At 50.2% G+C, this 25988-nt stretch carries 24 protein-coding genes and 3 pseudogenes; 24 read left to right on the top strand and 3 right to left on the bottom strand.

The annotated features are described in order from the left end of the window. From PSI14_RS13485 to ssb, 6 genes and pseudogenes are all read left to right on the top strand, one after another. Positions 1 to 465: pseudogene (locus tag PSI14_RS13485) on the top strand (STY4528 family pathogenicity island replication protein); the annotation flags it as partial. Between the two features lie 204 nt (positions 466 to 669). Then, on the top strand, positions 670 to 1383 hold the full coding sequence (locus PSI14_RS13480; protein WP_273576373.1) for a PFL_4669 family integrating conjugative element protein: 714 nt from the start codon (positions 670 to 672) through the stop codon (positions 1381 to 1383). Between the two features lie 13 nt (positions 1384 to 1396). Continuing rightward, positions 1397 to 3400: pseudogene (locus PSI14_RS13475) on the top strand (DNA topoisomerase III). A 313-nt stretch (positions 3401 to 3713) separates the two neighbouring features. Continuing rightward, the gene (locus PSI14_RS13470; RefSeq protein WP_273576372.1) at positions 3714 to 4178 is read left to right on the top strand and encodes an STY4534 family ICE replication protein; all 465 of its coding nucleotides are present in this window, start codon (positions 3714 to 3716) and stop codon (positions 4176 to 4178) included. Positions 4179 to 4254: 76 nt separating this feature from the next. Further along, the gene (locus PSI14_RS13465) at positions 4255 to 4464 is read left to right on the top strand and encodes a hypothetical protein (protein ID WP_273576371.1); all 210 of its coding nucleotides are present in this window, start codon (positions 4255 to 4257) and stop codon (positions 4462 to 4464) included. Between the two features lie 16 nt (positions 4465 to 4480). After that, positions 4481 to 4993, top strand: a complete 513-nt coding sequence (gene ssb / locus PSI14_RS13460; protein ID WP_273576370.1) for a single-stranded DNA-binding protein — start codon at positions 4481 to 4483, stop codon at positions 4991 to 4993. Between the two features lie 166 nt (positions 4994 to 5159). On the opposite strand, the gene PSI14_RS13455 is transcribed toward ssb, so the two are convergent. Beyond that, positions 5160 to 6464 carry a site-specific DNA-methyltransferase gene (locus PSI14_RS13455; protein WP_273576369.1) on the bottom strand — a complete coding sequence of 435 codons (1305 nt, stop codon included), beginning with the start codon at positions 6462 to 6464 and terminating at the stop codon, positions 5160 to 5162. Between the two features lie 62 nt (positions 6465 to 6526). Between PSI14_RS13455 and PSI14_RS13450 the strand changes: the two genes are divergently transcribed. The 7 genes from PSI14_RS13450 (at position 6527) to PSI14_RS13420 (ending at position 13525) form a co-directional block, all read left to right on the top strand. After that, positions 6527 to 8149, top strand: coding sequence for a hypothetical protein (locus tag PSI14_RS13450; RefSeq protein ID WP_273576368.1), 1623 nt, complete (start codon positions 6527 to 6529; stop codon positions 8147 to 8149). A 350-nt stretch (positions 8150 to 8499) separates the two neighbouring features. Next, positions 8500 to 8763: a helix-turn-helix domain-containing protein gene (locus PSI14_RS13445; RefSeq protein ID WP_273576367.1), complete on the top strand. Its 264-nt coding sequence runs from the start codon at positions 8500 to 8502 to the stop codon at positions 8761 to 8763. A 175-nt stretch (positions 8764 to 8938) separates the two neighbouring features. Then, positions 8939 to 9484, top strand: a complete 546-nt coding sequence (gene pilL2, locus PSI14_RS13440; protein WP_273576366.1) for a PFGI-1 class ICE element type IV pilus protein PilL2 — start codon at positions 8939 to 8941, stop codon at positions 9482 to 9484. Further along, a complete protein-coding gene (locus PSI14_RS13435) occupies positions 9481 to 10182 on the top strand; it encodes a TIGR03759 family integrating conjugative element protein (protein WP_273576365.1) in 702 nt (233 codons plus the stop codon). Before pilL2 ends, PSI14_RS13435 begins: the two co-directional genes overlap by 4 nt. Beyond that, positions 10158 to 10697, top strand: a complete 540-nt coding sequence (locus tag PSI14_RS13430) for an integrating conjugative element protein (protein ID WP_273576364.1) — start codon at positions 10158 to 10160, stop codon at positions 10695 to 10697. The genes PSI14_RS13435 and PSI14_RS13430 overlap by 25 nt, the downstream gene beginning before the upstream one ends. Next, positions 10694 to 12757, top strand: a complete 2064-nt coding sequence (gene traD, locus PSI14_RS13425; protein ID WP_273576363.1) for a type IV conjugative transfer system coupling protein TraD — start codon at positions 10694 to 10696, stop codon at positions 12755 to 12757. The genes PSI14_RS13430 and traD overlap by 4 nt, the downstream gene beginning before the upstream one ends. Positions 12758 to 12766: 9 nt before the next feature. After that, positions 12767 to 13525, top strand: coding sequence for a TIGR03747 family integrating conjugative element membrane protein (locus tag PSI14_RS13420; RefSeq protein ID WP_273576362.1), 759 nt, complete (start codon positions 12767 to 12769; stop codon positions 13523 to 13525). A gap of 87 nt (positions 13526 to 13612) precedes the next feature. Here the strand turns inward: PSI14_RS13420 and PSI14_RS13415 are convergent, their stop codons facing one another. Beyond that, complete coding sequence (locus PSI14_RS13415; RefSeq protein WP_273576361.1) at positions 13613 to 14317, bottom strand: DUF5710 domain-containing protein; 705 nt, start codon at positions 14315 to 14317, stop codon at positions 13613 to 13615. A gap of 149 nt (positions 14318 to 14466) precedes the next feature. Between PSI14_RS13415 and PSI14_RS13410 the strand changes: the two genes are divergently transcribed. The 10 genes and pseudogenes from PSI14_RS13410 to PSI14_RS13365 all read left to right on the top strand — a co-directional run bounded on the left by PSI14_RS13410 (position 14467) and on the right by PSI14_RS13365 (position 22164). Continuing rightward, positions 14467 to 14796: an integrative conjugative element protein, RAQPRD family gene (locus PSI14_RS13410; RefSeq protein WP_273576360.1), complete on the top strand. Its 330-nt coding sequence runs from the start codon at positions 14467 to 14469 to the stop codon at positions 14794 to 14796. After that, complete coding sequence (locus PSI14_RS13405) at positions 14793 to 15029, top strand: TIGR03758 family integrating conjugative element protein (RefSeq protein ID WP_273576359.1); 237 nt, start codon at positions 14793 to 14795, stop codon at positions 15027 to 15029. Before PSI14_RS13410 ends, PSI14_RS13405 begins: the two co-directional genes overlap by 4 nt. Before the next feature lie 34 nt (positions 15030 to 15063). Beyond that, on the top strand, positions 15064 to 15429 hold the full coding sequence (locus PSI14_RS13400; protein ID WP_099133412.1) for a TIGR03745 family integrating conjugative element membrane protein: 366 nt from the start codon (positions 15064 to 15066) through the stop codon (positions 15427 to 15429). Between the two features lie 10 nt (positions 15430 to 15439). Continuing rightward, a complete protein-coding gene (locus PSI14_RS13395; protein WP_273576358.1) occupies positions 15440 to 15796 on the top strand; it encodes a TIGR03750 family conjugal transfer protein in 357 nt (118 codons plus the stop codon). Next, positions 15793 to 16449, top strand: coding sequence for a PFL_4703 family integrating conjugative element protein (locus PSI14_RS13390; RefSeq protein ID WP_273576357.1), 657 nt, complete (start codon positions 15793 to 15795; stop codon positions 16447 to 16449). Before PSI14_RS13395 ends, PSI14_RS13390 begins: the two co-directional genes overlap by 4 nt. Continuing rightward, complete coding sequence (locus PSI14_RS13385; protein ID WP_370688860.1) at positions 16446 to 17279, top strand: TIGR03749 family integrating conjugative element protein; 834 nt, start codon at positions 16446 to 16448, stop codon at positions 17277 to 17279. The genes PSI14_RS13390 and PSI14_RS13385 overlap by 4 nt, the downstream gene beginning before the upstream one ends. Beyond that, complete coding sequence (locus tag PSI14_RS13380; protein WP_273576356.1) at positions 17269 to 18681, top strand: TIGR03752 family integrating conjugative element protein; 1413 nt, start codon at positions 17269 to 17271, stop codon at positions 18679 to 18681. The genes PSI14_RS13385 and PSI14_RS13380 overlap by 11 nt, the downstream gene beginning before the upstream one ends. Next, entirely contained in the window at positions 18681 to 19037 is a 357-nt protein-coding gene (locus tag PSI14_RS13375) for a hypothetical protein (RefSeq protein WP_273576355.1), read from the top strand. Before PSI14_RS13380 ends, PSI14_RS13375 begins: the two co-directional genes overlap by 1 nt. Then, positions 19025 to 19426, top strand: a complete 402-nt coding sequence (locus PSI14_RS13370) for a TIGR03751 family conjugal transfer lipoprotein (protein WP_273576354.1) — start codon at positions 19025 to 19027, stop codon at positions 19424 to 19426. Before PSI14_RS13375 ends, PSI14_RS13370 begins: the two co-directional genes overlap by 13 nt. Then, positions 19426 to 22164, top strand: a pseudogene (locus PSI14_RS13365) (conjugative transfer ATPase). Before PSI14_RS13370 ends, PSI14_RS13365 begins: the two are co-directional and overlap by 1 nt. 106 nt (positions 22165 to 22270) lie before the next feature. On the opposite strand, the gene PSI14_RS13360 reads toward PSI14_RS13365, so the two are convergent. Further along, positions 22271 to 22792: a hypothetical protein gene (locus tag PSI14_RS13360; RefSeq protein WP_273576353.1), complete on the bottom strand. Its 522-nt coding sequence runs from the start codon at positions 22790 to 22792 to the stop codon at positions 22271 to 22273. 312 nt (positions 22793 to 23104) lie between these two features. Between PSI14_RS13360 and PSI14_RS13355 the strand changes: the two genes are divergently transcribed. Continuing rightward, a complete protein-coding gene (locus tag PSI14_RS13355) occupies positions 23105 to 25936 on the top strand; it encodes an Ig-like domain-containing protein (RefSeq protein ID WP_273576352.1) in 2832 nt (943 codons plus the stop codon). Positions 25937 to 25988: the final 52 nt, after the last annotated feature.

Genomic DNA, 25988 nt, shown 5'->3' with positions numbered 1-25988 from the left:
CCTGACAGTGGATCAACTAAACCGAACTGTTATGTACGTTCTTTCACACAGTGTGTGAATAAAAAAACGTACGTTGAACCGCAATCCATTCTTTTTCTGCCAGAAGGACTTTGTCGACAACTGGAGCCGGAAGACGTGACGATGCTAAACAGCCAATTGCAAGCGCTGCCTGCTGAACAGGCGCAAACTGTGTTGAACTGTTTGGATAAGGCATTACGGGCCGGGAAAATTGGTAATCCGGTTGGCTGGCTGCTGGCGATGATGAAACGGGCACGGGAGGGGAAATTATATGGGCAACCTGAAGCCGTTGCTGCTACGCCTGTTCCCACAAAGACGCAAGTTGGATTCACACGGGAAACGGAGCGCTCGGTTTCTCCCGCCTCACAAGCTCATGTCCGCAATATGGTGAAAGAAATCCGCCAACGGCTGACACAGGCGAAATATAACCGGGATGGTGTTGATTAAAAACCAGACTCTGTTGCCCAGGGCAACACAGGCTAAAAATCATACGGTGTTGCCCTGGGCAACAGAGACTAAAAAATAACCTGTTCTGCGCTACCTAATCAAGGAAGCATTTTTCCCTTTTTCTATAACTGGTTATTCATTGAGTCGCCAACACCTTTGCCTTGATAGTTTTACCGACTTATCAAAGCAAAGGAGTCTTTGTGCATGTCTGATTCAGAAGACAAATCATCACCCCAGCCACGTTTACGCGCTGGGGTCTTAACCTCCTCATTAACGATTGAACTGCATACCCACTATGCCATCCGGCTTTGGGCAGGGCGCAGACGGGAAGAGATCAGTAATCCCCGAAAATTTTCAGGCATTCTCGGGATGCCGCAGGTTATTAAACGCGCGGGCACGATCAGTGTGGATTCCGCCGCCGATAACCCGTATGCCGATACCTGGCTGGTGAAACTGGAACACGCGCTGGATACGGCTTCCGCCAACCTCCAGCAAAGTATAGCCACCTTGCAGGATACTCTGAACGCCGTACCGCAGCAAATCACCTTATCCGCCGTTTCCTCTGTCGAACCGCTGAATATCGGGGTTTACAGCTATTCACCATTAGGCTATCGCTGTGTCTGGCTGCTGGTTGGCTATGACCAGCTGGCGATGAAAACGTTCCAAGCTTTCCATTATGGGCTGATTTCACGCTCAGAACGTGACGATTTTCTGCACAAGGGGAGCCGTGCCCTTCGCCAGATTTACGGCATTGTACGCTCTTACCGTTCACTGGCAGTCACCCGGCAGGATATTGCGGAAAAAACGCCGGCCGGGCTTGAGGCGATTAAACTGCTGGGTGAACCGCATCCCGATATTTTGTCAGGCAAGTTGCGTTCGGTTTTTTCCCCACCTTTACGTTCGGTTGAACCCAATTAATGGAGGGGATGCAATGCAGCTTTATCTGTGTGAAAAACCCTCCCAGGCCAAAGACATTGCCAAAGTCCTAGGGGTGAAACAGCGCGGGCAGGGATTTCTCTTCAGTGCCCGTATCATTGTCACCTGGGCCATCGGGCATTTACTGGAGATAGCCGCGCCCGAACACTATGGCGAGCAGTTTGTTCCGCCGTGGCGCATGGATGTATTGCCGGTGCTGCCCGCTCAATGGCAATGGTCGATAAAAAAAGAGACTGCCGGGCAGTTTGCCGTGATCCAGCAATTATTAAAACAGGTCGATGAGGTGATTATTGCCACCGATGCTGACCGTGAGGGAGAAGTGATTGCCCGCGAGTTGCTGGAATATTGTTGTTTCACCGGCACGGTCAGGCAGCTGTGGCTGTCGGCACTGGATGAAACCAGCATCCGGCAGGCGCTGGCGGCCATCTTACCGGGCGAGCAGACGGAAGCGTTATATCAGGCCGGGCTGGGGCGGGTACGAGCCGACTGGCTGACGGGCATCAACCTGACCCGCCTGTATACCCTGAAAGCCCAGGCACTGGGTTTTGGAGAGGTGTTGTCCATCGGGCGGGTACAGACACCGACACTGGCATTGGTGGTGAACCGGGATAAGGAAATCAGTCAGTTTGTGCCCAAACCCTACTGGCAGGTGATGGCGAAGCTGGAAAAAGACAATATCCGTTTTCAGGCTAAATGGCTGCCCACCGCAGATGATAATGATGAAGAAAACCGCTGTACCCAGGGGGCCGCACAGGCCGTGCAGCAACGTTGCCAGCAGGCAACACACGCCACCGTGATGGAAGCCAGCAAAAAACGGGAGAAAACCCCGCCCCCGCTTTGTTTTGATTTAGGCACGTTGCAACAGACCGCTTCCCGTCACTGGGGTATGGGAGCGAGCTAGGTACTGGCGATTGCTCAGTCCCTGTATGAAACCCATAAAGCCATGACTTACCCGCGCACGGATTGCGGCTATCTGCCTGTATCCATGCAGGCAGATATTCCTGCCGTGCTGACAGCACTGGCGCGAACCGATCCGGCTATGGAGACCATTATCAGCCAACTGGATAAACAATGTGTTTCCCGCGTCTGGAATGACAAAAAAATCACGGCACACCATGCCATTATTCCCACGCGTCATGCTTTTGATATCACCCGGTTAACGACCGATGAGCTGCGGGTTTATCAGCTTATCCGCCAGTATTACCTGGCGCAATTTCTTCCTGCTCAGGAAGCGGATGTGACCGCAGTAACGCTGGATATTGGTGGGCAATTATTCAGGGCGAAAGGCAGGGTTAATGTGATGACGGGCTGGAAAGCGTTGTTTACCGATGAGGCGGGAGAGCATGGAAAGGCGGAAGAAAAGGAAGCCGATTTACCGCTACCGGCACTTAATCAGGGTGATCGCAGTCAGATTATTGAGGCGAAAATTCAGTCACTCCACACCAAACCCCCGGCACCGTTTACTGAATGGACGCTGATTGCCGCGATGAAAAATGCCGCCAGTCTGGTCAGTGATCCGCAATTAAAGCAGGTCTTGCGTGAAAGTGCCGGGCTGGGTACGGAAGCGACCCGGGCCGGCATTCTGGACACCTTGTTTAAACGCCAGCTGATTGAGCGAAAAAAGAAAGCGATCCACGCAACGCCTTTGGCGCAGGAACTGATTGCCGGGCTGCCGGCGGTGCTGACAGATCCGGGCATGACCGCGTTATGGGAGCAGTCGCTGGAGGATATTGCGCAGGGCAAAACGTCGCTGGCAGTTTTTATGCAAAAACAGGCGCAATGGCTTGTGCATTTAGTCGAGCGGGGCAAGGCGCAGCCGCTTCATCTGACGTTGCCGAAAACCCCGGCCTGCCCGAACTGTGGCGGCCGGATGCGGCAACGGCAGGGAAAAACCACGCCGTTTTGGGGTTGCGTGAACTATCCAGCCTGTAAAGGGATGCTGAATGACAAAGCGGTCACGCAATCACGCAAGGCCAGGCGGGCAAATCAACGGACATGAAGATCTGGTTGTTGATTGACGTGTTGATGGGATGCTTTAAGAATCAACCTGTTTCTTAAATGATCGGTGAGCCTGTAACGATCGCCTCCGGGTGGCTGTAAAACTCCCGTAGCCTGAAAGGGAGTGCCTCAGCGCGGTACATCTGCTCACCTTTGGAAGCAAATATTGTCAGTCCAACGGCAATGAAGGTTCATTATTCTTTATCAGAACGTCAGCAACGTCACTGTCTGACACCCGTCGGGGAAAATCATTCCCGTCAGGGGTAGGGTTTTCTCTGTTGCACCTGATTCTTTACCTCCATGGAGAAAATCGTATGTCTGAGAACGCAACTTCGTTAACTAAAAATGACTATTTCAACCTGAATATTAAGGGACTGGGTTATTTGAACCATATCCGCCATGTCAGCACCGCCAGTGGCACGTTTCTGAGTTGTGTGATTAATGCGTTAAATGGTCCGAGTGATAATCCGGTCTATGTGCGTTTTGATATTACCGTGGTCGGCAAGGAGGCGACCAGTCTGATCGCCCGTTGCCAGAAGGCCGTAGACGAAGACAAAAAAGTGTTGCTGGGGTTTACCTTAAGTAATCCTTCCACCGATATTTTTACCCTGAAACGCGGGGATCATTCCGGTGAACAGCGCGTCAGCCTGAAAGCCCGGTTGATCAAGGTTGACTGGATTAAAATCGGTCAGGACAAGGTCTATCAGGCTGAACAATCCGATTCGACACCGCCACAGAACGGTGTTGCGCAAACTGAATATGCAGAAAACTCTTTCTGATATTTGTTATCCCTCTGACCTGCCCTGAATCATTGTCTTCAGGGCAGTTCCCTTTCTCAAATAACAGGATACAGCTATGAATGTTGCACCAATTGGTTTGCTGGCACTGCAATATTGTCATAAGCAATTACCGTTAACGGTGTTGCAAACCCGTGCGTGCTTTTATATCGGCACGATAGAAGGCGGGGTGCCCTACTCCCGTGAGTCTATGGAATATTTTGCCCGCCGTGAACAGGCGGAGTTTGCCCTGAAACAAGGGCGCTGGACACAACGTCAGTCATCGTAACAGAGAGGAAATGGGTATGTCTTCACGTGGCGTAAACAAGGTCATTTTACTGGGGCATCTGGGACAAGATCCGGAAATCCGTTACCTACCCACGGGCGGCGCTGTGGCAACACTGTCACTGGCGACTTCAGACAGTTGGCGGGATAAACAAACCGGCGAAATTCGGGAGAAAACCGAATGGCACCGGGTAGTGATCTTCGGCAAGTTAGCGGAAATCGCGGCGGAGTATCTGCAAAAAGGTACTCAGGTGTACATCGAAGGCCAGCTGAAAACGCGTAAGTGGCAGGATCAACAGGGACAGGATCGCTATTCAACCGAAGTGGTGGTGAGTGTCAATGGCACGATGCAGATGCTGGGAAGCCGTGGCGAGGCAAAACAGGCGGCGGCTCAGCAGGCTGGGCATAAGCCAGCACCGAAGCCACAATCTTCGCAACCCACCAATAAGGAAAGAAAGGCGACTCCGGCAGTACAACCTTCTGTGTTACCGGAAGAAGAGGAAATGGATTGGGATTCAGAAATCCCTTTTTGAGCAAACATATAAAATTTATTAGGAGAGTCTTCAACGGCCTGCTTTTTTGCAGGTCTTTTTATTTGTGTCCCAGATGCATCACATAATGCTGGAAATATTACTTCAGCAGTCATCATTGATGAATATGTTCTATTAATTTAGTATTATCAAACAATTCAGCTTAGTTTCATTGTATATTGTAAGCCATCTTAGGTTTCATTTCTGTATGAAAAGTTTCATACGAAAAACCCGTGATCTGGTTGCGGAGCATTTCCAATCTGGCTTTTGTTATATCAGATATTTGCTTAAAACCAGAGCTATAAGCAACGTGTTGCTCAGGAATGAGTGAGTCTGTTTCCATTAGAATGGTTTTTCTGTTCCCCGTATCTGCTTGATTGAGCATTGCCGCTGCATGGGCTGTAGTGCCTGAACCTGCGAAGAAATCCAATATAATAGCTTCTGATGAAGCCATAGAATTAATAATAGCTTTGATATATTCAAGTGGTTTAGGCGTATCAAAAACTTTTGTTCCAAAGAGCTTGGTCATTTCATTGGTTGCTCGCTCTGTGTAAAATGATGTATCGCTCCAAAGTGTTCTCACTTTTGTTCGTTTGTTTTTGTCATTACTTGCATAATTTTTGACGTAAATAACACCCTTTTGGCTTGCATATAGTTGCCATGCCCTTTCGCGAGCAGTGTCGCAAGACCATAACCAACGCCTTTCTATTCCTTTAGAGTCAATGGGAAATACCATTCCCCATCCAGGCATCGGGTCAACGGATACGCGGTTTGTTTGAGCATCAAAATAAAGTGGGTAAAACATATTGGGCCTATCTGTACGGAGACTGGCTTCCCCCTTTTTTCTAAAAAGTCCATCTATTCTATAATGACCATACTTATCTGTTTTATTGTATGAATCATGGTCATCAGGTTGTCCAACTAATTCCGCCTCTGATGTTTTTCCGTAGATAAGCAGGTATTCATGGCTTGGTGCTATATTTCTTTTGCTACCTTTTCCATTTTTAGAACGGCACACAACGATATTACCGATGAAATTTTTTTCACCGAAAATGTGATCCATCAAGACCTTAAGGTAGACCTGCTCATAGTCATCAATACTGACAGCAATGATTCCTGTGTTTTTAAGTAGTTCTCTTGCCATAACCAAACGTGGCAACATAAATCCCATCCATTCGCTATGAGTTCCAAATGGCCCTGATAGTTCTGATTTACGGCTATCGTGATAAAGAAACTTATTGCCAGTGTTGTAAGGTGGATCGATGTAACATAGGTCTACTATATTTGGACTGTGATGAGCAAAGTGCTTTAGAAAGGTTAAATTATCACCAACAAACAGGGTTGAAGCTGATAGAATCTGAGGGAGAAGTTTTCCCGGAGTCACTGTTAAATACTCAAGATCAGGATATTGCTGGGAATGTAGCCCTAAAGTTTTTTCTAACTGGCTGATTTTATTGTCGATGAATGATAACATGTTAAGTCCTCTTGCTAATGATATTATAGCGTCCGGGGAAAATATTAACAGAAGGATGAAAAATGCAGCTTCCTCCAGAGAAGGTTGATACAGCTGAGCAACTAGCTGAGTTCGACCAATGGCTAACGGCTAAGTTAGAACGGATCAAAGATAGCAATAAATTTACCTCTGAAATAAATTCATTATGTGATTGTATTCAACATATCGCACCATTTCTCGACAACTTCTCTGATCATAAATCATGCGGCATAGATAACCTATGTTGTGCGGTTATTCAAGCAAGCTGTAGTTTCCTTTCTGGAGAAGACTTTTTTGAAGATGAGCTTAAAATAGCAAATTTTTATGACGCTTTCTTCAATTTACTATTTTTAACCTCTGGTGCTACAGACAATAATCTGAAAAATCATTTTTTGATTAAGTTGAAAGATGACGAAGTTAATCCCTTAATCCCCAAGCGCGGATTAGGAAAGAAAATTATTAAGTTTCAATTGATTGAATTGCCATCAACAACTAAATCAGACATGATCGCTAAGCTACTTTCTTCTTGCTATGTCGGTAGCCGTGTTGAGTATGCTGATAAAATCAGAACGGAACCTATTTTTAATCTTCAGACTTATCTTGAACTCTTTCTAAAAGAATATGTTAGTTTAATATTGGAAGATTCTGAAGAAGTCATGCAATTTTGGGCTATATGCCGTTCCTACATATCACTTAGTCGGATTTCTGATGATATTGATTTTGGTCGGTATTTGCTTAACTCATGTACCATATTCAAAGTTAGAGGAAGTGTTTCGGCTTCTGGTGGTCATATCACTGAAGATATCCTGCGTGAAAAGCTCGATGAAATGGGGTTGAGACCAGAGCTTGATTATAATATCAATGACGTAGCGATTGGGGAGCAAGAAGTCGTTGAAGATGGCAAACGAAAAAAGAAAACCAGAGCATACGACTTTATACTCCCATATGATATTGACGGTTGGGAACCTAAACCGAAATTATTTATTCAGTCACAATTTTATGCGGGAGATTCTGGCAGTGTTTCACATAAAGTTGTAGACCAGACAGAGAGTTCTCGGCAATTTACATTAAAGAAGTATGCAAATGCACGTTTTGTTGAATATTTAGATGGAGCTGGTTATTACGCCTCGTTACGAGGTGATTTGGCACACATGTTATCATTGGACAGTACGGCGTCTTTTTTTCAAGTAAAAAGCATTCTTATTCGGTTACGACGTGAATTTCAAAATATCAAGTTTATTACCCCGATAGAGTTTGAACATGCTTTGTTAATGACTGACAAGCACTCAAGGGAGGATGTCTTTGCATTACTAATGCGGGAAGGATACCCAAAAGATGAGGTAGAACGCGCAGAAAAGGCATCTATCGGATCTGGGTATATTTCTCTGAATAGTGGAATTTATCAGATTGCGAAACAGCGGATTATCATCGCCAGAAGGCTATTAATTCTAGATGTTGCAGCATCTAATGTCAGTAAAATATCAGATGAAGAGCGTAACAGTCAGAAATATTTGCTAGTACCTGGTTATGGCCCCAATATGGCAATATTAGAGTCCACATTATCGAAGTTAGTTTGTGACATAATAAAAGCAATTCGAATAACTCCGTACGATTTTTCAAGCGATATTGAGTGGTTGCTTGATGAAGGTGTAATGAAACGTCGCTAATTTAGTGAAAGATAATACTAACTAATTGAGTTAAATAGAAAATGGTGGTATTTGGTAGATTTATTCGATTTAATCACATTAATAACCAATTCACTTGTTAAACTTACATGTTCGATTATTGAATTCGATAACACAATCGGTTAAAGTGAAAAAGCTATCAGCAAATCTGATAGTCGGGAGGTCGCAGCCCCGTAAGTTATCCACTGGTAGGAAGTTTCTACCAGTGTGCCTGCTATCGCACCTTCAATGGCGGTTCAGGCAGGGGAGACTCACGTCTCGCCGGCTGATAACTCCGGTACTGCGAACCCTGTCTGAACTACCACCAATAATCAACAGAAGGGGAAGCAGGTATGATTAATACTCACCAAGACTGGCACCCAGCCGAAATTATTTGTGCATTACGCAAGCGTGGTACGACACTCGCCGCTTTATCCCGTGAATCGGGACTCAGTTCTTCTACACTGGCAAATACCTTATCTCGCTCATGGCCCAAAGGGGAATTGATCTTCGCCACCCGTTTGGAGATGGAACCTGCTGAAATCTGGCCCAGCCGCTACTTTGATGCTCATGGCAATTTGCTTGAGCGAAAAATACGCAAATCGGTTGCTGAATAATGTGCCGTTATCACCCATGCCACGTAATACGATAATACCGGTTTAGGATTTATCCGTTATTTTCTGTTTTGACATGTTTATTTCCAGCAAACACAATTGAGTTGTTCATTGAATACATCACAGGATTCCTTGCATAGTCAGGATTATGTTACGACTGAGCAGGAACCTATTTGGCATGAAAATAAATGCGTTAGTTGGTCTGATAGCGATAACGCTAACCGGATGTGTGGCTCCGGTAAAACCACCATCATCTCCTTCCTCAAAAGAAATTTCCCCTTCCGTCCCGCTGGCACAAAACATCCAATCCGTTTCACCAGATATTTATGGACAAACGTCTGAAGTCGTCCGCTATGGACGTTATTTATTGGTGAGTACCGACCTGACAGCGGCCCAGCGTGCTCCACTTTCCCAGCTGACTAATATTCAGCTCCCCGCGTCCCAGAATCCCACGGTTGCCGATGCGATGCGTTATGTATTGCGTCAATCGGGCTACTCGTTATGTACGCCGGAAAAAACCAATGCCATTTTATATCGTCAGCCGCTGCCCTCTGTGCACACGCAGTTAGGCCCTGTCCGTTTGCGTACTGCGTTGCAAATTATGGCAGGCCCGGCCTGGCAACTGGAAATCGATGAGGTGCTGCGTGTGGTGTGTCACCATTTGCGCCAGGGCTATCAGCTACCGGCTTCGGCTAAATCCCCTCAGCAGGAAAAAACGTCATGAGATTGAACCGAATCGGTCTATGGGGATGGTTGTTGCTGAGCAATTCGGTCTGGGCAGCTACACCGACACCATTAGCTTCACAGCAGACACCATCGACAGAAAGCCAGCAGCACGCCCTGAAAAGCCAGACTGAACAGTGGAAGTTAAGTGCCGATGAATACCAGCGCTATCAGCATCTGATGAATGGGCCTCGGGGTATCCAGTCACCGGGGCTTGATCCGCTGACAACATTAGGCATTGAAGCCGACAGTGATACCGAGCGCCGTCGTTATGCTGAACAGTGGGTTAAATCAGAATTTGCCCGTACCGAGAAAGAATTGCGCTTCCAGCGGGAAGTGGATGCGGCGTGGCAACGGTTTTTTCCGGATGTATTGCCGGTCAATATGACAACATCACGCGCGACAAGTGGCCGTCTGGCGCTGTTTGTCAGAACCAAAGATTGCCCACCCTGTGAAACTCGTCTGGCCGAAGTCCTGACGGCGAAGCAACCCGTTGATATTTATCTGGTCGACAGTCAGGGTAATGACGACACCTTACGCCGATGGGCCAAAAACCACCATATCCCAGTTGAACGGGTACGTAACCGACAAATCACGCTGAATCATGATGCAGGGCACTGGTTTCGGTTTGGCAAGGGGCTGATGCCGGTGGTGTTGCGACAAGGGGAACAAGGATGGCATATCACATCATTACCATGAAACGGCTGGGCATATTCCCCATTATCGGCCTGTTAGGGATGAATACCTGCCAGGCTGAACTGAACGTGATTGCCGATTTAGGCGGTCGAGATGCCTCGCTCTTTTATGCAGGTATTGATGCCCAGCCTGACGGTATTTCTGCGCTGCCACCCAATTTCTCACCAGAGCAGGCCGGTGAAGCGGCCATGTTACCGGTGAAAACACCGGAACTGACGCCAGGGAAAGTGGCAAGCCGGTCATTGCAACTGCCGGGCATTGGCGCGTTATTTCTGATTGGTGATGATACTGATTCACGCCAGTGGTTAAGCCAGAATGCAGTACGTCTTAAGCAATTGCACGCCGTGGGGCTGGTCATTAATGTCAGTACAATGGCAGATTTACAGTCACTGCGGGCATTAGTGCCGGATGTCTTGTTATCGCCGGCTTCCGGCTCGGAATTGGCTCACCGTTTGCAACTGCGACATTATCCGGTATTAATCACCGAAACTGCGCTCTCTCAACAGTTATCACCATGAGCCGCCGTTACGTTGTTGAAGCCCTGTTACGTCCTGCCGTTGAACTGAATACTGCTGTGGTCTCAGCTGTTGCCGCATTTATCTGTATTCGGGCACCGTGGGCGATTGCACTGGCCCCCACAGTCAGCTATGTGATGGCAGGGAGTTTTACTGTATTAGTAATGATACGCACATGGCAGGGTATTCAGGTTATCCGCTATCGCCGAAATCTGAGCCGTTTACCGCGTTACCAGATGAGCACAAAGCACATTCCTGTCAGTCATCAGCGCTTGTTTCTGGGCCGAGGCTTTCGCTGGCAGCAGAAGCATACCCAGCGTTTGCAGGATACACGCCGACCGGAGGTCGAGCGGTTTGTGCAGCCGTCCCGGGTATATCAGCTTGCCCGGGCACTGGAACGCCGTACAGAATACCGCTGGCCAAAGTTATCCGCGTTGCTACTCCAGGATTCGCCGTTCAATCCGGTGCGTCCATTGCCGCCCGTTGGCGGTAATCCCGTGATCCACGGTATTGAACCACAGGAAGCGGAAGTGTTTATGGATCTGCGCGAGCGGGTTGGGCATACCCTGGTGATGGGTACCACCCGTGTGGGAAAAACCCGGCTGGCTGAGTTACTGATCACGCAGGATATCCGGCGGGGTGAGGTGGTGATTATTTTTGATCCCAAAGGCGATGCTGATTTGTTAAGGCGTATCTGGGCGGAAGCGCACCGGGCTGGGCGTGGCAATGAGCTTTCTCTCTTTCATCTGGGCTGGCCGGAAATCTTGGCGCGTTATAATGCCGTCGGGCGGTTTGGCCGGGTTTCGGAAGTCGCTTCCCGTCTGGCGGGGCAATTAAGTGGTGAAGGGAACAGTGCGGCGTTTCGTGAATTTGCCTGGCGGTTTGTCAATATTGTCGCCCGCGCGTTGGTGGCATTGGGTCACCGGCCGGATTACACGCTCATTACGCGTTACGTTAATAATATCAGCGAACTGTATCAGCTTTATGCCACCAAAGTGATGGCAGACAGGCAGCCATTGCTGCTGGAGCAAATCCATCATTACCTCAGCAAGCTGAAAGAAAAAGACATCCCGCGCAATATGCAGGGACAGCCGGATGCGCTTAGACTCTGGGCGATGGAAGTCACGCTGAGTTCAGAAGCGGGTAAGCAACTCTATGACCCCATTCTGGACGGATTACGTTCTGCCGTGCGTTATGACCGTACCTATTTTGATAAAATTGTCGCCTCTCTGTTGCCCCTGCTGGAAAAACTGACCACGGGAAAAATCTCAGAACTGTTATCACCGGATTATCTCAATATGGCGGATCTGCGCCCTATCTTCGACTGGGAACAGGTGATCCGCAAGAACGGCATTGTCTATATCGGGCTGGATGCGTTGTCTGACAGCGATGTGGCTTCTGCGGTAGGAAACAGCATGTTTGCGGATTTGGTCAGTGTGGCCGGGCAAATTTATAAGTACGGTATGAATGCAGGGTTGCCGGTTCGCCAGGACGGGAAGCTCGCGATTAACCTGCATTGTGACGAATTCAATGAACTGATGGGCGATGAATTTATCCCTCTGATTAATAAAGGCGGAGGTGCCGGTATGCAGGTCACCGCCTATACCCAGACCTCCTCGGATATTGAAGCCCGTATAGGCAGCCCGGCTAAAACCGCGCAGGTGATTGGTAACTTCAATACCCTGATTATGCTGCGGGTGCGGGATAACCGGACAGCCGAGTTACTCACCAGCCAATTGCCCGAAGTGGAAATTTACAGCAAAACACTGGTCTCAGGGCACTCGGATATTGCGGATGTTGAACAGGGGCAGGATTTTACCTCATCCACACAGGACAGGGTCGGAACAGTCAAAACACCGCTGGTGACGCCTGCTGAGATGATTAACCTGCCGAAAGGGCAGGCGTTTGCTTTACTGGAGGGCGGTCAGTTGTGGAAAATTCGTATGCCCTTGCCTACAGGCGATGATGACGATGCCCTGATGCCGGCGAGTTTGCAAAAAATCGCCGAACAGATGCGACGGCACTACCGCACCAGTGAAGCCTGGTGGGAAGAGAAAGGATAATTTCCGGCCATGGCACAGTCAGAAAATCAATCCCGCCAACCAGCTCAACCGCCTCGTAAGCACGGCCTGCTGTATCGTGTGTTATGGGAATGGCCGTGGCAAATCGCTGGGTTTATTGTGATGTCCTGGCTATTCAGCCTGTTACTGGAATATCTCGGTATGACCTTTCTCTGGCAGGATGAGGGGGCGGCTCACAGCCAGATGATGATGAAAACTGAGCTGCAATTTTTATCCACGGAATTTACTCAAAGCCTGTTGCTGTCAGCACCTTCACAAACGGTCTCTGACTGGCTGGTACTGTCGTATCAATGGCTGTTTGTGGACAGTGGTTTTATGCACTGGATACAGAAACAGCAACAATACCCGCGACAGGCCAATAATGATTTTATGCGTGAATTCAATGCCGTATTGCATGGGGTATCGGGCTATTTACAGGAATATGGGCTGGCCACGGTGTTTATCACCATGGTGACGTTGATCCGGCTGGCGATCCTGCTGTTATCCGTCCCCCTGTTTGTGATGGTGATTTTAGTCGCACTGGTTGACGGATTGGGACGGCGGGATTTACGGCGTTACGGGGCAGGGTATGAATCGAGCTTTGTCTATCATCATGCCAAACGAGGAATTAAACCTGCTTGTACCATTCCGTGTGTATTGTATTTATCCTGGCCGGATGTGGTGTATCCCACGGTGATATTGTTGCCAGCGGCGATAATACTGGGCATGGCGGTTGTGATCACGTCATCGATGTTTAAGAAGTATATATAGTGCTGCACGATGGAATGCAAAACGGGTTTTTGTTTTGTGTTCCATCGTCAGCAGACAAGCCGCATCGCGACGCGTCAGTCTTCCCGGCTAATGCTGATACTTTGATTGCCCATTCACCACCTGCGTCATCCATTCAAACCAGTCACAGGCTTTATAGGCTCGGCTGCCCAGCTTCGGATCGAAATGGTAGTGATGATGCGAGATATCTTCACAATACCCCACAAAGGGCTGATCAATACGGTGAAGCTGAATAGCAGCCGCTTGCTCTTTGGTCGCAGGGAAAAATGCGCCACCGATTTCCGCAAACATATCGGTATCATCCTGCTGTGCCCCACAGTGCTCGCAGTGATTTAGCCAGTGCTGCCTGCGTATTCGCTGCCCGACCGTTTTGCGTAAGGTGTGATGAAAGCTGGGCAGCACGTTACGCACAATGCTGGGAATATCGGCGATATAAAAAAGAAACGCCGGGCTGCCCTGCTCTGAATAGTCAACTTCAGCACTGGTTTCGTCGTCATCTTCATCGTCATCATACGCTTCCAGCATCTTATGCCCGGCAGGCAGCATAAACCCAGTCACAGTCGTGTGTTCGTGGCAATGTGGACAAAGCGTCCGGGTTTGGGCGAGATACCAAAAAGCAGCATGGACATTGTAGAACGGTAACCAGTGCATAAACGGGGTCGGGTCAAAACTGTGGTCGATATACCAGGTTTGGGCGGCCGCATCCCAGTGAGCGCCCAGCTTCCGTACTTTCTCGTATTCATCGTCGGGGACGTTTAAATCAATTCGCAGCATGTGTCTTCCTTCATTATTAAATCGTTAACTCAATAAATTAGTCAGACTATTTAGCTAATTTTCACCAAAGCATAAAGAGTTTATTGCTGACTGCCGCGAAAAAACCCCGCATCCTCGGTATGTTGGCATCCATTATAAGGTAATTATCTATGCGCGGTGGCTTTTCCATATCCTGTTTTGTCGGCCTGCTGGGATTGGCTATGTTGTGTATGCCGCTGGCTCAGGCGGCCGAGAAAGATGAGCTGGCAAGTGTAAAGCGTCTGATTGAGCAGGTGCAAATGGCCCTGGAGCGCGCAAGTATCGCAGAAAAGCAATCTGACACCGCAAAACGCCCTCGTTATGACTTTGATTATCCGCGCATTAAAGCCGATCTCAACACCATTAAAGCCGGTATCGATCACTACCTTATGCCTTCCCGTGACCAGCCCCATGAATCCGGCTTGTTATCCGGCCATTACCGTCAGGAAAACCCGCAATGACGCCGGCGCAACGCAATGCCTTTGAAGTGGCCTCAGGGCACTTTGATATCACTTTTTTGTATCTGGTATGTGTCGGATTTTTCTTAGCCACCTTATTTTTCTGGGCGGCCTGGGCGGCGGTGGATGTCTGGAACGGCTGGGCAAATGAAAAAGTGCGTAATCAGACCCTCAGCCAGTTTGCCCTTCGAACCGCGGTATTGCTGGTCGTGGCTGTCTGGATGTTTGCGAGCTGAGGCAATGAACACAATGAAAAGGAACAGAGTCATTATGAAGCACATTTTTACCGTCTGCCGGCGTATCGGTACCAGAATAAATGCCTTTCTTTTATTGTGCTGCCTGTCCTGTGAATCTGCCCGGGCCGATTTACCGGCTATCGAACCGCCCAAAAGTGGGGGCGGGGGCGGATTGCTGGGACAGGCGAAAGGGTACGCGCAGGATGGCATTGTGATTGGCGGGTTGATCCTCTCAGCGGTGGCGTTCTTTAAGGTCGCTTCAGCCGCAGTGGAAACTTTTTCCGAAGTGCGGGATGGCAAATCGACCTGGACCCAGTTTGGTGCCATCGTCGTGGTCGGCGTGGTGCTGTTGGTTGCCGTGATTTGGCTGCTGTCGAAATCGGCCAGCATTATTTTTTAAGGGCATCACCATGCAGACAATCGCTTTCTTACCGGATCGTTTAAACGCTGAACCGGTGGTGTTTCGCGGGTTCACCACGCCTGAGATGGGACTGGCTGCACTGGCGGGGATCGTGCTCGGACTGGCCGTCAGTCTTCCCCTGATCCCGTTAGCCGGTTGGGTCATGCTCCCGACCGGCATGTTGGTGATGCCCTTGTTACTGGTCAGCTTTGGCGGGCGTTGGCTTGCGCATGTTAAACGTGGCAAGCCGGAGAATTATATTTGGCTGAAACTGGAAGAGAAAAAACGCCGGCTGGGTCTCGGTGATCCGGCCTTGATTATTACCGCTCAGGGCTGGTCGTTGCGCCGCAGCAGGAGCCTGAGATGAGCCGGTTTCGTCATGCGATCAAAAATCGGGATCAGCATATTCTGACCCTGAGAATGGCGTGCGGCATTTTGGTGCTGATATTGCTGCTGAGCCTGTTCGGCTGGATGGCGTCACCGCGTAATCTCACCATCCATCATCCGCCGGACTTACGCACCGGCAGCACCCGCCCGTGGTGGGAAGTGCCGACACCCAGTGTCTACAGTTTCGCCTTTTATATCTTCCAGCAACTGAATGCCTGGCCGAAAAATGGCGCACAGGACTATCCGGCCAAAATTGATGCACTTTCTCCTTATCTGACGCCGGCCTGTCAGGATTTTTTGCGGGAAGATGCCAAAACCCGGGCTGACAGTGGTGAGCTGCTTGACCGGGTGCGGGTGGTGTATGAAATTCCCGGCCGCGGCTATGGAACGCGCCGTGTGACGGTGCGTGACCGGGATAACTGGGTAGTCCGGCTGGATTTGGTGGCGGATGAATATTATCACGCCGAACCGGTCAAACGGGCGCTGGTGCGCTATCCGCTGAAAGTGGTGCGCTGGGAAGGCGATGCCGAGCGGAATCCTTTTGGTCTGGCACTGGATTGTTACGACGGCATGCCACAGCGGCTGGAAGCCCTGCCGCAACCTTTGGAACAGAAAAAGGGGGTATTTCAATGAAAGGATATCCACTTGGCTGTCGCCGTGTTTGGCTGGGTTTGGCCTGCATGTTGCTGTTTTGCGTCGGCGCTAAGGCCGATGAACTGATGAAATGGGAACGTATTCCCTTATCCCTCTCGCTCAAGGTCGGGCAGGAACGGATTATTTTTGCTGAGCGAAATGTTCGCATTGGTTTGCCGCCGTCACTCAGTGATAAATTGCGGGTACAGAGCGCCGGCGGGGCGGCGTACCTGAAAGCCCACATTGCTTTCCCGCCAACCCGCCTGCAATTGCAGGACAGCGAAAATGGCGAAATCATTTTACTGGATATCACCGCGAGTAAAACGGGCGCAACGGAACCCGTGCGTATTATTTACCCGAATGAAAAACAACCTGATTCAACCGAAAAATCACAACACCAGAGTAAACCCCAATTATCTGCGCCCATTCCGGTGACCTTAACCCGCTATGCCGCGCAGCAACTGTATGCCCCATTACGTACCGTCGAGCCGGTGACAGGCATCCAGCCGGTGAATCTGCATTTACCTGAGTTTATCACGACACTTTACCCGTCAGAGCCGATTGAAATTACCCCGCTGGCCGGCTGGAGACTGCACCATTACACTGTGGTAGCACTGAAACTGCACAATCCCACCCAACGAAAAATCACCCTCGACCCGCGAGAATTACAGGGGCAGTTTGTCGCGGCCACGTTCCAGCATCGCTGGCTGGCTGAAACGGGGACGCCGGAGGATACGACGGTATTGTACCTGGTCACAAAAGGGCAGCCGGATAATACCTTTATCCCTGAGCCGGCATCGGTGAAACCGGGAGGCCGCCATGGAAGTTAAGTCTAATGCGTTGGTGAAAATACTGGTGCCGGTGGTATTGCTTATCGGCGGGGTTATTGGCATCAAAAGTTGCCGTTCAACGGAAAGTGCCGCGCCCGGCACAACAACGAATAATGTGCTGGCCACGCTGTCACCGGAAGAGTTGCAGGCGTTGGGTGTCGGGGGCGATACGCCGGAAGATACCCTGCGTACCCTGATAGGCGCCCTCAATAAAGTGCGCGCAGAGCAGAAACGTTTAAGCCAGCAGAATGCCGATATTTTAAAAGAAAATAACCAGTTAAAAAGTCAGAATCAGGATGTTGCCGGCCAAATCGATGCAGTGGTTGCGGCTATTCGTCAGGACGATGAACAGCGTCAGCGTACGTTGCAGGATGAGCAGCAGGGATTACTGGCACAGATTGATTTGCTGACGGAACGATTAAATTCAACGCCTTTGCCTTCTCAGGATAATCAGATGCCGCTAGGGTTGGGACTGGCCGGTAGTCCGTATTCTGCCCAGCCAGCCAGAGGGCAGGATGAACTCATCTGGGTGACACCTGCTGATGAAAAGTCTTCAGATATGCAAGCTATGGGTAATGGAAAAACCACGGCACAATTTCCGACTTCTTTTTTAAGTGAACAACCGACAACGGGGCAAAATACACCCCAAAATTCCTCGCTGAAGGAAGAAAACGAAAAACCGGTCTATACCCTGCCGGAAAATGCCACGTTAGTGGGCAGTCAGGCGATGACTGCGTTGTTAGGCCGCGTTCCTGTCAATGGTACGGTCACTGACCCGTATCCGTTCAAAATTCTTATCGGCAAAGACAACCTGACGGCTAACGGTATCGAACTGCCGGAGGTGGAAGGTGCGGTGGTGTCGGGTTCCGCCAGTGGTGACTGGACACTGTCCTGCGTGCGCGGTCAGGTCAGTTCCATCACCTTTGTTTTTCAGGATGGCACCGTGCGCACTTTGCCGGGCAGCGGGCAGAATCAGCAGGGAATCGGCTGGCTGTCCGATGAAAACGGCATTCCCTGTATCAGCGGTGAGCGCAAATCCAACGCCAGTACCTATCTGCCGACACTATTTGCCTTGTCCGCTATGAATTCCGCTGGCGATGCGCTGAACGAAAGCCAGCGAACTTCACAAACCAACGGCACTGGCAGCATCACGTCAGCGTTAACCGGCAATGCCGGACAGGCGGCACTCGGCAAAGCTCTGTCAGGGGGCATGAATGAGATGAGCGAATGGCTCAAGCAGCGTTACAGCCAGACGTTCGATGCAGTTTACGTCCCGCCCGGCGCTAAGTTAGTGGTGCATATCACACAAAGTCTGGCGATTGATTATGAAACGGCAGGCCGTAAGGTGCGTTACGGTTTTAGTGAACCTACCCAATCTGTCACTCAGGAAGCCTTAGATTAATGGAAACAACTTCTTCTCAATGGCTGTTTTGTGCCAGCCAGCCTTATTGCCTGCAAATCAGTATAACGCCACATACTGAACCGACATCGGTTCAGCTTGACTGGCGACACGTCCGTACTAAAGGCAGTCAATTGTATCTCTCCAGCGGCAATGAATGCCGACTGCTGAATGACGGTGATTTTATCGTCTTTCGTCTGACCGAAATCCAGTGGCAGGCGGTAGTGGAACGTCACGCAGAGCCTGCACCTGAACAGTGGGAACGTCTGCCCTTTACCTTATCGGAACTGGCGGTACACCCGGAATTTGCCACTTTTATCATTATTAGTAGCATGGAGGCTCAGGGATGCGAAAAATAACCTACGCTATCGTGTTAGGTCTGACGGGGCTAATGGCAGGCTGTTCAACCTCAAAAGACACGTTGCTCCCAGCCGGAGAACAGACTGTGCTGGCGATGTGGCAGGGCAATAAAGCCGGTCACACTGCTGTGCAGGCAAGAGCCGCATTGCGCAGAACGTTGACCGGAACCGAACGGCGACGGGCGCGGGAAGAGCCTGACCATTATAGCCGTTCGGCGGCGCAGGAAATCAGCCGGCAGTTTCCCCGTCTCCCCAATCCCGATATGGTGATGTATGTCTTCCCGCATCTGGCCGCCGGCAATACGCCGATACCGGGCTACAGTACCGTGTTCCCGTTTTATCAGCAGGTGCAGTACGCCCTGCCGGGTGAACGCACGGAGGCCCTGTAATGGAACCCCCAAAACCGCTGCATCGCCCCGGCAGGCTGCGTGAAGCCGATGAAGCCGCGATTTACCGGGCCAATCCCTCCATCATTGACTATCTGCCCTGGGTGGAATATCTGGAAGACGGGCAATGCCTGTTACTGGATGACGGGGTTTCCGTCGGCGCGGTCTACCGGATTGAAGCGGTCGCCACAGAAGGGCGCCCCCTTGAGCGGCTGATTGAAATCCGCGATCAGCTGGAAGATGCGATTCAGGACAGTCTGGAAGAAGACGATATTTCACCGTGGGTGGTGCAGTTTTTTTGTCAGGATGAAGATGAGCCGGCCAGTTATCTCAATACATTACGGGACTATGTGAAACCGTGGGCGCAGGGCACTGCCTTTACAGACACCTTTCTGGCTGAATCGGAACGCCACCTGAAGGGGATTGCTCAACCTGACGGGATATTTCAGGACTCTCTGATTACCGGGCAACCCTGGCGAGGTCAGCAACGTCAGACGCGTATGGTGATTTACCGCTGGCACCCCTCTGGCCACAAATCCCGTGCTGACAATCATCTCTTGTCATCCGTCACGGCACTCAATCAGGTCTGTGAACGACTGGTATCATCACTGGCATCGGCGGGTATTGTGGCGATCCAGCAAGATGGCGGGCAGATCCACAGCTGGTTGCTGCGTCATTTTAATCCGGCCCCGGACTGGGGCATGACAAAAGCCGATTTCTACCGTACGGTGAGTTATGAAACGCCCATACCGCCCGATCTCCCGGTTAACAATGACTTTGCCGAAAGCCTGTGGTTTACCCCGCCGCTATCTGATCCCGAAAACGGTGTCTGGTGGTTTGACGGCCTGCCGCATAAAGCGGTGCCGGTTGAACGTCTGCGCCGTCCGCCTGAGCCGGGCACCCTGACAGGGGAAGTAAAACGGGGGGATCATATCAATGCCCTGATGGATATGATGCCGGCAGGCACCATGGTTTCTTTGACCATCGTGGCACAGGCGCAGGATACGTTGGAAGAGAGCCTGACCCGGCTGGCAAAAAATGCGGTAGGGGAAAATACCGAATCACTGCGCGTTCGCCAGGATGTACAGGAAGTGAAGGAATTACTGGGGTGACGCCATAAACTGTACCGCAGTGCGCTGGCCTTTCTGGTGCGCGGCAACGATGTCACTGACCTGAACCATCGGGTGCATCAGTTATCGTCAACCCTGCTGAGTGCTGGATTACAGCCTGTGCGACCGGAATTCAGTGTGTCCCCGCTGAATACCTATTTACGGGCGTTGCCGATGTGTTTTAATCCGCAGAAAGATAAAAGACACTGGTACAGCCGCCTGATGTGGGTTCAGCATCTGGCCGGATTATTGCCGGTGACAGGCCGTTCAACCGGCACCGGGCAGCCGGGGTTCAGCTTCTTTAATCGCGGTGGTGCACCGCTGACCTTCGATCCGATGAATAAACAGGATCGCACCCAGAATGCCCACTTATTGCTGTTTGGCCCGACCGGCGCAGGCAAATCCGCCACCCTGTGTGCCTCGCTGGTGCAACTGATGGCTATCCACCGGCCGCGCTTGTTTATTGTCGAAGCGGGAAACAGCTTTGGTTTACTGGCCGATTACTACGCCAGTCTGGGATTGACGGTCAATAAAATCGGTATCAGACCGGGCTGTGGCGTCAGTCTGGCACTGTTTGCCGATGCCCATCAGTTGCTGCAACTCAGCCCCAATCAATGGCAGAACATTCCTGATGAATCGCAAGAAGACGAAAATGATGAGCAGCGCGATATTCTGGGCGAGATGGAAATTGCGGCCCGGCTGATGATCACCGGCGGTGAGAAAAGAGAGGAAGAGCGCCTGACCCGCTCAGATCGCGGTTTGATCCGTGAAGCGATTATGATGGCGGCTCATACCAGTCATAAAGAACAACGGCAGATGCTCGCCTCAGATTTACAGAATGCGCTGTATGCCATCGCCCGTAATCATCAGCAGGACGAGCATGGTCAGCCGTTAATCACGGCACATCGCCGGGCACGGGCGGATGAAATGGCCGGCGCCATGTCGATGTTTACCCAGGGGTTTGAGGGGGAACTGTTTAACCGCCCCGGCACACCGTGGCCGGAAGTGGATGTGACGTTAATTGATCTGGGTACGCTGGCCCGTGAAAACTACTCGGCGCAGATGGCACTGGCGATGGTGTCACTGATTAATAAAGTCAATTACCTGGCCGAACGCGACCAGTATCAGGACAGAGAATTGATACTGGTGATTGACGAAGGCCATATCACCACTACCAATCCGCTGCTCTCCCCCTACATGACCAAAGTGGTGAAAATGTGGCGTAAACTGGGTGCCTGGTTGTGGCTGGCGACACAAAACCTCGCTGACTACCCGGATACCGCTGAGAAAATGCTGAATATGGCGGAATGGTGGTTGTGTCTCACGATGCCCCCGAATGAAGTGGAACAAATCGCCCGGTTTAAAAAACTGACGGAAGAACAAAAAGCGGTGTTGCTCTCTGCCGGTAAACTCCCCCGCTGTTATACCGAAGGGGTGGTGCTGGCGAAAAAAATCGAAGCCTTATTTAGGGTCGTGCCGCCGAGCCTCTATCTGGCACTGGGCATGACGGAAAAAGAAGAAAAAGCCGAACGGCGGGCGTTAATGCGGGAATACCAGTGCAGTGAACTGGAAGCGGCGGTTTTGGTGGCAAGGCGGATGGATGTAGTTCGGGGATTGAAAGCAGTTTATTGAATCCAGGCTTAATATCAATTCTGGAAGGAGACAGAAAGAAGCACTTCCCCCTCGTCATTAAGGGGGATAATAGGGTTGTAGATCCTATACATAATATTTTTCAATTTCATAAGTAACTTAGTCTTTCCATAATGCCATTTTTGAATACTTTGCAGTAATAGTTAGGAACATTATTGGTGTGAACCCGATTATTTCCAACGCGTTCAAGATAGCGCTCGACAGAAGCTCTGTTACTCCCATTATTTAGATAATAATACTGATAAATATCGTTATGCCTGAAATTTATATAAGCTGAACCTACATAGCCTTTAACTTCAGTATTTCGTATTATTGCTGACACTTTTGCTGCGAGAGAGGCACTATCATAATTCGCTGAATTGCAAGCAAGAATATGGATTCTGTGCAATGGCTCAACCGTTGTGTTTGACTGAATGTATCTGGCCACGATGTCGTAAGTCCAGAGTTGATTGTTTATTGCAAGACATTCCGGCCTCCCATTAAAAACAGCTAATCCATGACAAGCAATTGTAAATTCATTTATTACGTATCCATCATGAAAGGTTGATGAAATGTACATATGAGCATCCGGATAAATGTCTATAAGATGGACTCTTTGTGTCAAGGGCATTTGAAGTTTTCTCCCTAAAAAGTAGGTTTGCATTAACGGTATTGGTTATGTATATACCCATCTCATTTCAAGTTACAAACTATTTTTGTTTTGTAGGATGCAACTTGAGTTGCTTATGTAAATACGCCTAAAACACGTCCTGGATATTTAATTGTTCGTAGCACCTTGAAATAAATATTAAAATGCTTGTTTATATTGAGTGGACATATAAATAGTTAAATTTTCCCTTTCGGAAAAAGAATTAAGCACAGTATTTAAAGTACTTTTTCTGCATGTTACCCCTTTCATCATTAATGAAAAGGGTAACAATCTGTGGTGCAAAAAATCCAATCTCTTCGATTCAGCAGGGTAAAATCTTCGATTATTAGCCTGTTGAGCCTGTCGCTCAGTTTTTCCGGTCAGGCCACACCAGAAGATCAACAGGCACAAAAGCTGGCTGAAATCACCGCTCAATGGGGGCAACTGACGCAGTCACAATCACCCGGCGACGCGGCAAAGACAATGGCCGCCCAGCAGCTATCGTCGGTGGTGACGTCAACACTGACACCGTGGTTAAATCAATACGGCAATGCCCGCCTCACACTCCCTTTCGACAGTCATTTTTCGTTAAAAGACATTTCATTTGATGGGTTACTGCCTTTTTATCAACCGGTTTCGGGTACTGCATTCAGTCAGATAGGGGTAAAAACCCACCACGGTCAGACAACAACGGCAGTCGGATTCGGCTATCGCTATCTGGCCGATAACTGGCTCTGGGGGGCCAATGCCTTCTGGGATGTGCTATGGCCGGAACAACATCATCGTTACAGCATCGGGCTGGAAGCCTGGCACGATAGCTTTAAATTGTCTGCCAACCTTTACCAGCGTTTATCCCACTGGAAACCCTCCCGGCTCACGGATTTTGATGCAAGACCGGCAAACGGCTGGGATATCCGTGCAGAAGCCTGGTTACCTGCGTTTCCTCACTGGGGCGGGCAGTTGCAGTTTGAACACTATTACGGGCAGGAGGTTGCATTATTCGGTGAATCAGAACGCCAGAAAAACCCGTACAGCATCACCGCCGGGCTGACTTACACGCCTGTGCCGTTAGTGACACTGGGCGCCGATTTTCGGCAGGGTAAACAAGGTGCCGATGAGAACCGTTTTACCCTGAACCTCAATTATCAGTTAGGTGTTCCGTTCAGCCAACAGCTTGATCCGAACGCAGTCGCACCCTTGCGTAACTTGAGATCCAGCCAGTTGGATTTTGTGAACCGGCGCAGTGACATGGTGCTGGATTATCAGAAGCAGATCCTGATAACACTGGCCTTTCCGGCCTCCATGAGAGGCTATGAAGGCAAGGAGGTGAGCTTTGTACCGGTTATCCAGTCCCAATATCCACCGGCACGTTTAGCGCTGGATACCCGTGAATTACAGCAGACAGGCGGAAAAATACTTTATCAGCAACCAGATAAAGTGACGTTACGGTTGCCGAAAACCACGAAAAACCCCGTCCGGCTTTCGGGGATCGCCATCGACAGCCGGGGTAACCGCTCCAGCCGGGCAGAAATCATGATAGTGAGTTTGCCGACTGAAAAACAGTTAAAGGTCACCGCGAATAAAACGCAGGCCAACGCTAATGGTCATGACAGTGTGATCTATACCGTCCTTGTTACCGATCAGGAAGGCGCTCCCATTTCCAATCAGGCTGTTATCTGGTCAGGTGATAAAGGCGAATTATCCCAAACCCGGCAGAACACGGATGCGCAGGGGCAGGCTGCGGTTGTGTTGCGCAGCCGTCAGCCGGGGCTGCACACTGTACGTGTTGCTGTCGATGAGCACGTTACCATGGCGCCTTCGGTACAGTTTGATGCGGTGCTGATACCCGAGATCACCGTTGATAAGCACAGTGTTAAGGCGGATGGAAAAGCCAGGGCGTCCCTGAGTGTCACGGTTAAAAATGCCGACGGTCAACCCGTAGCGAATCAGGCGATTGGCTGGCAAACTAATCTCGGTCAGTTCTCCTCATTTTCATTAATGACTGATATGAAAGGGCAGGCCTCCGCCTGTTTAACCAGCCGGGTATCAGGAAATGCAGAAGTGACGGTGGCGGTTGGCAGCGAAACGGTGGTGTCTTCACCGGTTACCTTTATCGCCTCGCTGACGCACACGCTTCAGGCGGATAAACAAACCGCGATTGCTGATGGTCAGGACAGCATCCTTTATACAGTGAACGTGCGCAATGCAGCGGAGCAACCCGTTGCCCACAGCAAAGTGCAATGGTCAGCGGATAATGGGCAACTGCTGGATAAACAGGAGCAGACAAACAGCCAGGGGGAGGCTACAGCCCGGTTAGTCAGCCGCACCGCCGGGAGGGTAACAGTGAGTGCGGAAGTGTCAGGAAAAACACTTGATGCTGCTCCGGTGATGTTTGAACGTAGGTTGAAACCCGCGATCACGGTGGACAAAGTCCGGGCCAAAGGTGACGGGCAGGATGCGGTTGTGCTGACGGCTATGGTGAAAGACTTACTGGGATCCCCCGTGGAAAATCAGTCAGTGATTTGGCAAACGGATCACGGCGTGTTGTCCTCAGAACGGACACAAACTGACCATCAGGGACAAGTGCAGGTTCAGCTGAGCAGTACATTTGCAGGGGATCACCAGGTTCAGATCCAGGCCGGCGATCATAAAGTGACCGCCCCTGTTGTCACATTTGATGAAGTACTCTCATCAAAAATCCGGGTCAATAAAACTCGTGCGGCTGCGGATGGCAAAGCCCGGGTGACCTTTACGGTCACCGTGACAGATATTCATGGTCAGGGCGTACCTGATAAATCCGTTGATTGGTCGGGGAATTTGAGTGAAATGATTTTTGCCGATGCCCGGACAGACAGTCAGGGGAAAGCGACCGCCACCTTTATCAGTCACCATGCAGGCCGGGTTTCGGTAACGGCTCAGATGGATGAGCAGCAGATGGTGTCTCCGGTTGTGGAATTTATCACACCGTTACGCCTTGTTGATACCGTTGCCGTTGACAGTGAGGGCGGTAATGTTAACCAGAAATCCTTTGGCACCAGAGGGCCTTCCGTACTTTGGCGTGGTGCGAAATTCCGCCTTATCACAGCAGACAATACAGGCCGGGTAAGCTGGCAGAGCGATTTGTAGTGGTATAAGGATCTCGGACACCTCAAAATCCTGACGGAGTAAGATTCACCGG

The organism is Xenorhabdus anantnagensis (assembly GCF_028598555.1).
Lineage (GTDB): Bacteria > Pseudomonadota > Gammaproteobacteria > Enterobacterales > Enterobacteriaceae > Xenorhabdus > Xenorhabdus anantnagensis.
The sequence above is the reverse complement of the archived record's forward strand: the minus strand, read 5'-3'. Positions and strand labels throughout refer to the sequence as shown.

Excerpts from the sequence above, each read along its gene's own strand:
- PSI14_RS13480 (WP_273576373.1), top strand. The coding sequence starts at position 670 with ATGTCTGATTCAGAAGACAAATCATCACCCCAGCCACGTTTACGCGCT.
- PSI14_RS13470 (WP_273576372.1), top strand. The coding sequence starts at position 3,714 with ATGTCTGAGAACGCAACTTCGTTAACTAAAAATGACTATTTCAACCTG.
- PSI14_RS13465 (WP_273576371.1), top strand. The coding sequence starts at position 4,255 with ATGAATGTTGCACCAATTGGTTTGCTGGCACTGCAATATTGTCATAAG.
- ssb (WP_273576370.1), top strand. The coding sequence starts at position 4,481 with ATGTCTTCACGTGGCGTAAACAAGGTCATTTTACTGGGGCATCTGGGA.
- PSI14_RS13455 (WP_273576369.1), bottom strand. The coding sequence starts at position 6,464 with ATGTTATCATTCATCGACAATAAAATCAGCCAGTTAGAAAAAACTTTA.
- PSI14_RS13450 (WP_273576368.1), top strand. The coding sequence starts at position 6,527 with ATGCAGCTTCCTCCAGAGAAGGTTGATACAGCTGAGCAACTAGCTGAG.
- PSI14_RS13445 (WP_273576367.1), top strand. The coding sequence starts at position 8,500 with ATGATTAATACTCACCAAGACTGGCACCCAGCCGAAATTATTTGTGCA.
- pilL2 (WP_273576366.1), top strand. The coding sequence starts at position 8,939 with ATGAAAATAAATGCGTTAGTTGGTCTGATAGCGATAACGCTAACCGGA.
- PSI14_RS13435 (WP_273576365.1), top strand. The coding sequence starts at position 9,481 with ATGAGATTGAACCGAATCGGTCTATGGGGATGGTTGTTGCTGAGCAAT.
- PSI14_RS13430 (WP_273576364.1), top strand. The coding sequence starts at position 10,158 with ATGGCATATCACATCATTACCATGAAACGGCTGGGCATATTCCCCATT.
- traD (WP_273576363.1), top strand. The coding sequence starts at position 10,694 with ATGAGCCGCCGTTACGTTGTTGAAGCCCTGTTACGTCCTGCCGTTGAA.
- PSI14_RS13420 (WP_273576362.1), top strand. The coding sequence starts at position 12,767 with ATGGCACAGTCAGAAAATCAATCCCGCCAACCAGCTCAACCGCCTCGT.
- PSI14_RS13415 (WP_273576361.1), bottom strand. The coding sequence starts at position 14,317 with ATGCTGCGAATTGATTTAAACGTCCCCGACGATGAATACGAGAAAGTA.
- PSI14_RS13410 (WP_273576360.1), top strand. The coding sequence starts at position 14,467 with ATGCGCGGTGGCTTTTCCATATCCTGTTTTGTCGGCCTGCTGGGATTG.
- PSI14_RS13405 (WP_273576359.1), top strand. The coding sequence starts at position 14,793 with ATGACGCCGGCGCAACGCAATGCCTTTGAAGTGGCCTCAGGGCACTTT.
- PSI14_RS13400 (WP_099133412.1), top strand. The coding sequence starts at position 15,064 with ATGAAGCACATTTTTACCGTCTGCCGGCGTATCGGTACCAGAATAAAT.
- PSI14_RS13395 (WP_273576358.1), top strand. The coding sequence starts at position 15,440 with ATGCAGACAATCGCTTTCTTACCGGATCGTTTAAACGCTGAACCGGTG.
- PSI14_RS13390 (WP_273576357.1), top strand. The coding sequence starts at position 15,793 with ATGAGCCGGTTTCGTCATGCGATCAAAAATCGGGATCAGCATATTCTG.
- PSI14_RS13385 (WP_370688860.1), top strand. The coding sequence starts at position 16,446 with ATGAAAGGATATCCACTTGGCTGTCGCCGTGTTTGGCTGGGTTTGGCC.
- PSI14_RS13380 (WP_273576356.1), top strand. The coding sequence starts at position 17,269 with ATGGAAGTTAAGTCTAATGCGTTGGTGAAAATACTGGTGCCGGTGGTA.
- PSI14_RS13375 (WP_273576355.1), top strand. The coding sequence starts at position 18,681 with ATGGAAACAACTTCTTCTCAATGGCTGTTTTGTGCCAGCCAGCCTTAT.
- PSI14_RS13370 (WP_273576354.1), top strand. The coding sequence starts at position 19,025 with ATGCGAAAAATAACCTACGCTATCGTGTTAGGTCTGACGGGGCTAATG.
- PSI14_RS13360 (WP_273576353.1), bottom strand. The coding sequence starts at position 22,792 with ATGCCCTTGACACAAAGAGTCCATCTTATAGACATTTATCCGGATGCT.